The 7420-nt window shown below is 70.0% G+C and carries 8 protein-coding genes and 1 pseudogene; 8 read left to right on the top strand and 1 reads right to left on the bottom strand.

What is annotated here, in order from left to right; all coding sequences use genetic code 11:
- Positions 1–229: pseudogene (locus ACNQOV_RS17845) on the top strand (hypothetical protein); the annotation flags it as partial.
- Positions 230–312: 83 nt separating this feature from the next.
- On the opposite strand, the gene ACNQOV_RS17850 reads toward ACNQOV_RS17845, so the two are convergent.
- Entirely contained in the window at positions 313–1137 is an 825-nt protein-coding gene (locus tag ACNQOV_RS17850; protein WP_402269428.1) for a helix-turn-helix domain-containing protein, read from the bottom strand.
- A gap of 125 nt (positions 1138–1262) precedes the next feature.
- Here ACNQOV_RS17850 and melA point away from each other — a divergent pair, with 125 nt between their 5' ends.
- The 7 genes from melA to ACNQOV_RS17885 all read left to right on the top strand — a co-directional run bounded on the left by melA (position 1263) and on the right by ACNQOV_RS17885 (position 7333).
- Positions 1263–2687 carry an alpha-galactosidase gene (gene melA / locus ACNQOV_RS17855; RefSeq protein ID WP_416396242.1) on the top strand — a complete coding sequence of 475 codons (1425 nt, stop codon included), beginning with the start codon at positions 1263–1265 and terminating at the stop codon, positions 2685–2687.
- Positions 2688–2814: 127 nt separating this feature from the next.
- Positions 2815–4119, top strand: a complete 1305-nt coding sequence (locus ACNQOV_RS17860) for an ABC transporter substrate-binding protein (RefSeq protein ID WP_416396244.1) — start codon at positions 2815–2817, stop codon at positions 4117–4119.
- Positions 4103–5062: a carbohydrate ABC transporter permease gene (locus ACNQOV_RS17865; protein WP_402269434.1), complete on the top strand. Its 960-nt coding sequence runs from the start codon at positions 4103–4105 to the stop codon at positions 5060–5062. Before ACNQOV_RS17860 ends, ACNQOV_RS17865 begins: the two co-directional genes overlap by 17 nt.
- On the top strand, positions 5062–5940 hold the full coding sequence (locus ACNQOV_RS17870; RefSeq protein ID WP_416396247.1) for a carbohydrate ABC transporter permease: 879 nt from the start codon (positions 5062–5064) through the stop codon (positions 5938–5940). The genes ACNQOV_RS17865 and ACNQOV_RS17870 overlap by 1 nt, the downstream gene beginning before the upstream one ends.
- A gap of 147 nt (positions 5941–6087) precedes the next feature.
- A complete protein-coding gene (locus ACNQOV_RS17875) occupies positions 6088–6228 on the top strand; it encodes a hypothetical protein (RefSeq protein WP_416396249.1) in 141 nt (46 codons plus the stop codon).
- An 80-nt stretch (positions 6229–6308) separates the two neighbouring features.
- On the top strand, positions 6309–6728 hold the full coding sequence (locus ACNQOV_RS17880; RefSeq protein WP_416396251.1) for a hypothetical protein: 420 nt from the start codon (positions 6309–6311) through the stop codon (positions 6726–6728).
- 95 nt (positions 6729–6823) lie between these two features.
- Entirely contained in the window at positions 6824–7333 is a 510-nt protein-coding gene (locus ACNQOV_RS17885; protein ID WP_402269444.1) for a hypothetical protein, read from the top strand.
- The last annotated feature ends 87 nt before the right edge of the window (positions 7334–7420 follow it).

Below are 7420 nucleotides of genomic sequence, written 5' to 3' on the forward strand. Positions count from 1 at the left end.
CGACGTCCTGGTCAACGGCAAGGTCGCGGTCAACAACGCGTACCTGTTCTCCCTGCACGGTGGCACCCTGAAGCCGCTGCAGCTCGAGGGTGACAACGCGATCCTGACCGGCACCACCGTGCACGTCTCCGGTGACGCCGCGAAGCTGCTCAACAGCACCTTCAAGACCGACGCCGTGAAGTCCGGCCTCCTCGTCGGCGTCGCGACCATCACCGCACAGATCAAGTAACACCCCCACGATCTCCGGCTGCGCATGGCAGTCCGGATCGGCCAACGCCCCGTCGCTCGCGACGGGGCGTTGCTCGTGTGCCGTCAGCGTGACCGCGCCCGGTACTCCCCCGGCGGCCCGCCGCACGCCCGGCTGAAGTGCGCGTAGAAGCTCGACTGCGACCCGAACCCCGCCGCGTGCGCGATCTCCGACGTCGTCATCGAGGTCGTCGCGAGCAGGCGCTGCGCCTCGGCGACCCGGCACCGGGTGAGGTACTCGAGGATGGTCGTCCCGACGTCCTGCCGGAACACCGACATCGCGTAGTGCGGGTGCAGGTGCGCCGCCGCGGCCACGTCGGCCACCTCGATCGGCTCGCGGAACTTCTCGACCACGAACCGCACCATGTCGATCACCCGGTGCATGGCGTCCACGGTGCCGTGTCCGCCGCCCGGGCGGAGGTCAACGGCGTCCTGGTGGTGCCGCAGGAGCCGTCGGACGAGCGCCTGCGCCTCGAGGTTCGCGATGGTCTCGGCGCCCTCGTCCGCGAAGTCCCGCTGCCACGAGTCGAGCATCGACTCGACGTCACGACCGGCGGCCGCGGTCGGCACGACGACCGGCCGGTTGAGCAGCATCGCGCCGAGGTCGTGGTCGGGCAGCCCCCACGCGAGCACCTCGCCGAGCGGGATGTGCACCCACCGGAACTCCCCCGTCCCCGTCCCGTCGCCGACGAGCTGATGCGGGGTCCACCCCCAGAAGAGCGCGATCTCGCCGGCGTGCACGCTGATCGGAGCGCCGCCGAAGCGGTAGTCGAGGTGCCCGTCGAGCACGAGGTTGATCTCGAGGTCGTCGTGCCGGTGCGACGACGGCATGAGCGGCGCCGGGCCACGGTGGCTCCAGTACGCCGCTTCCATCGTCTCCACGTCGAGCACACCGCGAGCCTACGACAGCGACCCTCGGGCCCGACAGCGACCCGAGCGCGCCCATCCGAGGATCCTGGAACCCCGCCGTCCGAAGCCGGAGGCCCGCACCCGCCCCCGCTCCCTACCGTCGTTGCATGACCAAGATCACCATCATCGGCGCCGGCGGCTTCGTCTTCCCGTTCCGCCTCATCGGCGACCTCGTCTCCTTCCCCGCACTGCAGGGCGCGACACTGCACCTCATGGACCTCGACGCGGGCAGGGTCGCCCGCACCGCGAGCGCTGCCCGCGAGCTCGTCGCCCACCACGGCCTCGGCACCGAGGTCCTCGAGACCACCGACCGCCGCGAGGCCCTCGCCGGCGCGGACGTCGTCATCATCACGTTCCAGGTCGGCGGCGTGGAGTCGTACAAGTGGGACGTGGAGATCCCGAGGAAGTACGGCATCGACCAGGCCGTCGGCGACACCGTGGGACCCGGCGGCGTGTTCCGCTTCCTGCGCTCCGTGCGCGCCTACGAGGACATCGCCCGCGACGCGCTCGAGCTCTGCCCGGACGCCCAGTTCATCAACTACGCGAACCCGATGGCGATGGCCACCGCGTTCCTCAACGCGAAGGGCCTGCGCACGGTCGGCCTCTGCCACAGCGTGCAGGGCACCACGCGCATGCTCGCCCGGACCCTCGACGTGCCGTACGACGAGGTCGAGTACGTCAGCGCCGGCATCAACCACCAGGCCTGGATCCTCGAGTTCAAGCGGCGGAACGGCGAGGACCTGTACCCGCGCCTCCGCGAGGTGATGACCGCGAAGCACCGGCGCGGCGTCGCGGCGGCCGACCTGCACGACGACGACGGTGACCACAGCGAGGCGGCTGCGGCGGCGAGCAACTACGAGGGCGGCAACGAGCAGGTCCGCACGCAGCTGATGCACTCGTTCGGCTACTTCGAGACGGAGTCGAGCCACCACGCGAGCGAGTACGTGCCGTACTTCCGCAAGGACCCGGAGACGGTGCTCGAGTACATCCCGGAGCGCTGGGACTACTACGAGATCTGCCTCGCCCACGACGAGCAGGGCGACGTCGACCAACAGCTCGAGAAGCTCAAGGCCGATCTCTCCCCGTCGGTCGAGTACGGCGCGAGCATCGTCAACGCGATCGTCACCGGCGTCCCCGCGGTGGTCTACGGCAACGTCCCGAACCGCACCGGCGTGATCGCCAACCTGCCGTCGGACGCCTGCGTCGAAGTCGCCTGCCTGGCCGACGGCAACGGGGTCACCCCGATCTCGTTCGGCGAGCTCCCGCCGCAGCTCGCGGCGATCAACCGGACGAACACGAACGTGCAGACGCTGGCGGTCCGCGCGGCGCTGACCGGCAGCGTCGAGCACGTCCACCACGCGGTCGCGCTCGACCCCCTCACCGCGGCGCACCTCACGCTCGACCGGATCGCCGAGATGACCGACGAGCTGCTGCACGCGCACGCCGCGCTGCTCCCGGAGTCGCTGCGCCCGACGACCGCGGTACCGGCCGAGCACGGTGCCGTCCAGGAGGCGCGACCCGCCCTCGTCTGACCGCCCCGTCCGCCGGCGGGGCCGGGTCCACCGCGCGACCCGGCCCCGTCACGGACGCACCCGGACCCCGGGACGTGCACCGCGCCTCCTGGACCACCACGGCACCACGACCTCGAAGGAGAGGACCATGCCGACCCGACCACCCACCCAGCTGGCCCGACGCGGGTTCCTCGCGCTGGCCGGCATCTCGATGGCCGGCGCACTCGCCGCCTGCGCCGGCCAGGGCACCGCTGCCCACGGCGGCACGAAGCACATCCGACTGTCGACCTGGAACATCCCGACCGACATCACGAGCTACCAGCAGATCGCCGACGAGTTCGTCGCGGCGCACCCCGGCACCAGCGTCGCCGTCGAGGTCACCACGGGCCAGTTCCACCAGTGGTTCATCACCCGGCTCGCCGCGGACCTCGCGCCCGACGTCATCCGGATCACCCCGCAGCAGATCGGCCGGTACGCCGCGAACGGCAGCCTCGTCGACATCTCCGGCTCGATCCCGAAGGACTACCAGCAGGACTACAGCACGCCGTTCTGGGCGATCGGTGCCCGGGACGACGGTGTGTACGGCGTCTTCCAGCACACCGACAACTTCATCACCTACTACAACCGCGAGGTCATGGACCGGATCGGGGTCACCCCGCCGGAGCGCCTCGCGGACGCGTGGACGTGGGACGAGTTCATCGACGTCGCGAAGGAGGTCAAGCAGGTCACCGGCAAGTACGCGTTCGGGTACGGCTGGTCCGCGCCGGAGACCGCCTACCGGTGGCTGCCGTTCGTCTACCAGAACGGGGGCGCGTTCCTCGGCGAGGACGGTGCCACCCCCTCGATGGACACCCCCGAGGCGATCGACGCCCTGGCCTTCGGGCGAAAGTGGTACGCCGACGGCCTCGCCACCACCGGCAACCTGTCGAAGAGCGGCGGCGGGGACGTCGCCCGCAACCTGTTCCTGACCGGGCAGATCGGCATGATGCTCAACAACCCGGAGTCGATCGTGCAGCTCGACACCGACATGCGGGACAACTGGGGCACGGCGCCGATGATCCGGAACGTGGGTGAGGCGAGCGACCTCGGCGGCAACGCCCTCGCCGTCACGAAGTCGAGCAAGCACCCCGAGCTCGCGGCCGAACTCGTCGCGATGATCACCTCGCGGCCGAAGATGCAGCAGTTCTGCCACGACGGCAACTGGCTGCCCGCCCGCGAGTCCCTCGACGCGGCGGACATCGGGTACGCCGCGAACTCGGACACCATGCAGCGGTTCATCGACCAGGGGTCGACCATCCCGCTGTCGATGGTGAAGGCCGAGAGCGGACAGTACTTCTCGTCGCTCAACGCGGTGTTCGCCGACTACCTCGACCTGTGCCTGCTCGGGCAGCTCAGCCCGAAGGAGGCCTCGAGCCAGATGATGGAGGCGATGCGCAGTGTCACTGCGAACTGAGACCGCGCCGGTCCGGACCACGGCGTCGGCTGCACCGCCCACCGGCGGAATTCCCGCCGGTGGTGCCGCGCGACGACGCCAGGGCCGGTTCGTCCCCTGGGTGTTCGTCGGCCCCGCCGCACTGCTGTTCCTCGGCTTCTCGCTCATCCCGATCGTGACCGCGATCGCCCTGAGCTTCCAGGACTCGAGCACCTCGCTCGGCGACGGCACCTGGGTCGGCGGGAAGAACTTCGTCGACATGGGCTCCGACCCGCTCATCGGGACGGCGCTGCGGAACACGCTCGTCTTCACGATCGGGACCGTCCCGACCGCGATGGCGATCGGCCTCGCCCTGGCGGTGGCGCTGAACCGACCGCTGCCCGGGCGTTCGGTGTTCCGTGCGCTCTTCTTCGTGCCGATGGTCGCCGCCGGCGTCGTGGTCGGCGTCATCATGTCGTGGATCTTCAACGGTGACTACGGCGTCGTGAACAACCTGCTCGAGGCGCTCGGTCTCGGCCGCGTGCCCTGGCTGACCGCGCCCGGCTGGGCGATGGCGACCCTGGTGATCGTCGTCGTGTGGACCCGGATCGGGTTCTGCATGGTGATCTACCTCGGCGCGCTGCAGTCCGTGCCCGCCGAGCTCAAGGAGGCAGCCGCGATCGACGGTGCCTCGCGGTGGGTGCGGTTCCGGACGATCACGTGGCCGCTCCTGCGCCCGACGACGTCGATCCTGCTCATCCTCAACGTGGTGTTCTCGCTGCAGGCGTTCGACGTCATCTACGTGATGACCGGCGGCGGCCCCGGCTTCTCCACCACGGTGCTCATCCAGTACGTGTTCCGGTCCGCGTTCATCGACGCGCGGATGGGGTACGCCGCGGCGCTCGGGCTGGTGCTCGTCGCGATCCTGCTCGTGTTCACGCTGCTCCGGCAGCGGGCCAACAAGAAGGCAGAGGAGGCCATCTGATGGCGCTGACCGTTGCGGGCTCGACCCGCGCCTCCCGTCCGACCACCGCGCGGCGGAAGCCGCGCCCGGGCCGCTGGGTGCTCGTCGCCGGACTCACCGCGCTGGCGATCGTGATGGTCTTCCCGCTGTACTGGATGGTCGTCTCCGCGCTCACCCCTGGCGGCCAGTCGCAGAGCGGCACGTTCTCGCTCTTCCCGACCCGGCCCACCTTCGAGAACTACACGCAGGTGTTCAGCACGCAGCCGGTCTGGCGGTGGCTCGGCAACTCCGCGCTCATCACCAGTGTCGGCACCGCGCTGAGCGTCGTCGTCTCGCTGATGGCCGGGTACGCCCTGGCGAAGTTCCGGTTCGTCGGGCGGGGACTGCTGTACTCGGCGTTCCTCGTCACGATCATGATCCCGATCCAGGTCACCCTCGTGCCGAGCTTCCTCGTCGTCGCGAAGATCGGCCTGGTCGACTCCCCGTGGGCGGTCATCCTGCCGACGGTGTTCGACGTGGTCGGGATCTTCATCGCCCGGCAGTTCATGCTCGGGGTGCCGGACGCCCTGATGGAGGCTGCGCGGCTCGACGGCGCCGGTGAGTTCCAGACCTTCTTCCGGGTCGTGCTGCCGACCTGCGGTCCCCTCGTCGGGGTGCTCGTGATCCTCGGGTTCATGACCCGGTGGAACGACTTCCTCTGGCCGCTCGTCGTGCTGCAGGGCAACGAGAACCTCACGGTGCCGGTCGCGCTGTCGACGCTGACGAACAACCCGGCGTTCAGTTCGCCGTGGGGTGCCGTGATGGCGATCGCCACCGTGACGGTGCTGCCGCTGCTCGTGGTGTTCCTGGCGTTCCAGCGGCAGTTCGTGCAGGGCATCGCCTCGACGGGGATCAAGTAGGCCGCGCCGGACGGCGCGGGTGCGCCGGTCGCGGTGGCAGTCGCGACCGGTGCGGGGTCGGGAGGCGCGGTGGGTCGGACACCGCGCCTCCCATGTGCGCGGGCCGGTCTGATATGTTGACGGTCATCCACGGGGCGGGGAGGACGCATGGGGGATCTGCAGGTCGACACGTCGACGCTCGACGCGCTGACGCACGCGCTGACACCAGTGCCGCGAGCCGTTCGGCTCGACCGAGCGTTCGGCAACCAGCGCGACGGCGCCCTCCGGGCGGCAGGTGCCGCCGGGTGACCCGACGATCCAGAGTAGTCATCGTGAGTCTTGTGACGTCCTCATCCCTGTCACTCACCGCGTGCGCCGGAGGACCGTCGATGACGGAGACACCCGACTCGAGCGCATCGTCCTCGATCACTCGCGCTGCCGCTGAGCGGCGGACGACCTCGATCCAGGACCGCGTCATCGAGACCCTTCCCGAAGGCGCGGTTGCGAGCAGTCGGACGATCGACTGGACCCTGCTCGCGTGCTCGGCCACCGAGGTCTCGGCTGCCGGCGGCGCTCGGCTGACGCTCGCGCGCGACATCGACGTGGGCGCCGCGTACGACGCGATGATCGCCGCCGTCCGCGACGACGGCTACACCGCTACCACGGACACGACCGGCAAGGGGGCGAAGCGCTTGACGATCACCGGCGTCGCTGACGACCAATTGCTCATCACCATCGACAACGACACGCAGAAGATCCGGATCTCGTCGTTCTCGCAGTGCTTCCGCGGATCTCTCACCGACGACTGAGCGGCTGGCCCGACCATGATGGACCACCACAACAAGGTTGCTCGGATCGAGGGCAACCAAGACGTCCTCGACGACCTCGTGGAGGGGATCTTCCCGTGACCAGCCACCGATTCATCCCATCCGCCATCGGGGCGCTCATCGCCCTCGCCCTGACCGCCTGCGCGGGAGGCCCGTCCATGACCGCATCACCGGCGACCCCCTCGAGCTCGGACCAGGCAGCGGACCGCTCCGGGGCCGAGGACCGCGCGGGCACCGTCCAGCGCAGGATCGCCGAGACGTTCGACGGCGACAAGGTCTCGTCCGAGACGACACGCGACTGGGTGCTGCTCGCCTGCAGCGACTCGGAGGTGCAGTCCGCGGGCGGGATCACCCTGCGCTTGGCAGCATCCGAGCCGGTCGACTCCGCCTACGAGAAGATCCGGTCCGAGTTCTCGGCGGACTCGTCGTTCACGGCTGAGACCGGGAAGACCGGGCAGGGAGCCGAGCGGCTCGCGCTCAGCCGCGGAACGGGCGAGCGGTACCTCGTCACGGTGGACAACGAGTCGCTGACCGTCCGGATCGCGTCGTTCTCGGAGTGCTTCCCAGGATCGTTGGCCGATCGGTGACGACGGGCGGGTGGGGGGGGGGGCCCGGGGGCACCCCCGCCCCGGCCCCGGGGTGGCCGGGGCGGGGGGGTTGGGTGGTTTTTGGGC

This window comes from Curtobacterium sp. LFS084, from assembly GCF_047977705.1.
In the GTDB taxonomy this organism is placed as follows: domain Bacteria; phylum Actinomycetota; class Actinomycetes; order Actinomycetales; family Microbacteriaceae; genus Curtobacterium.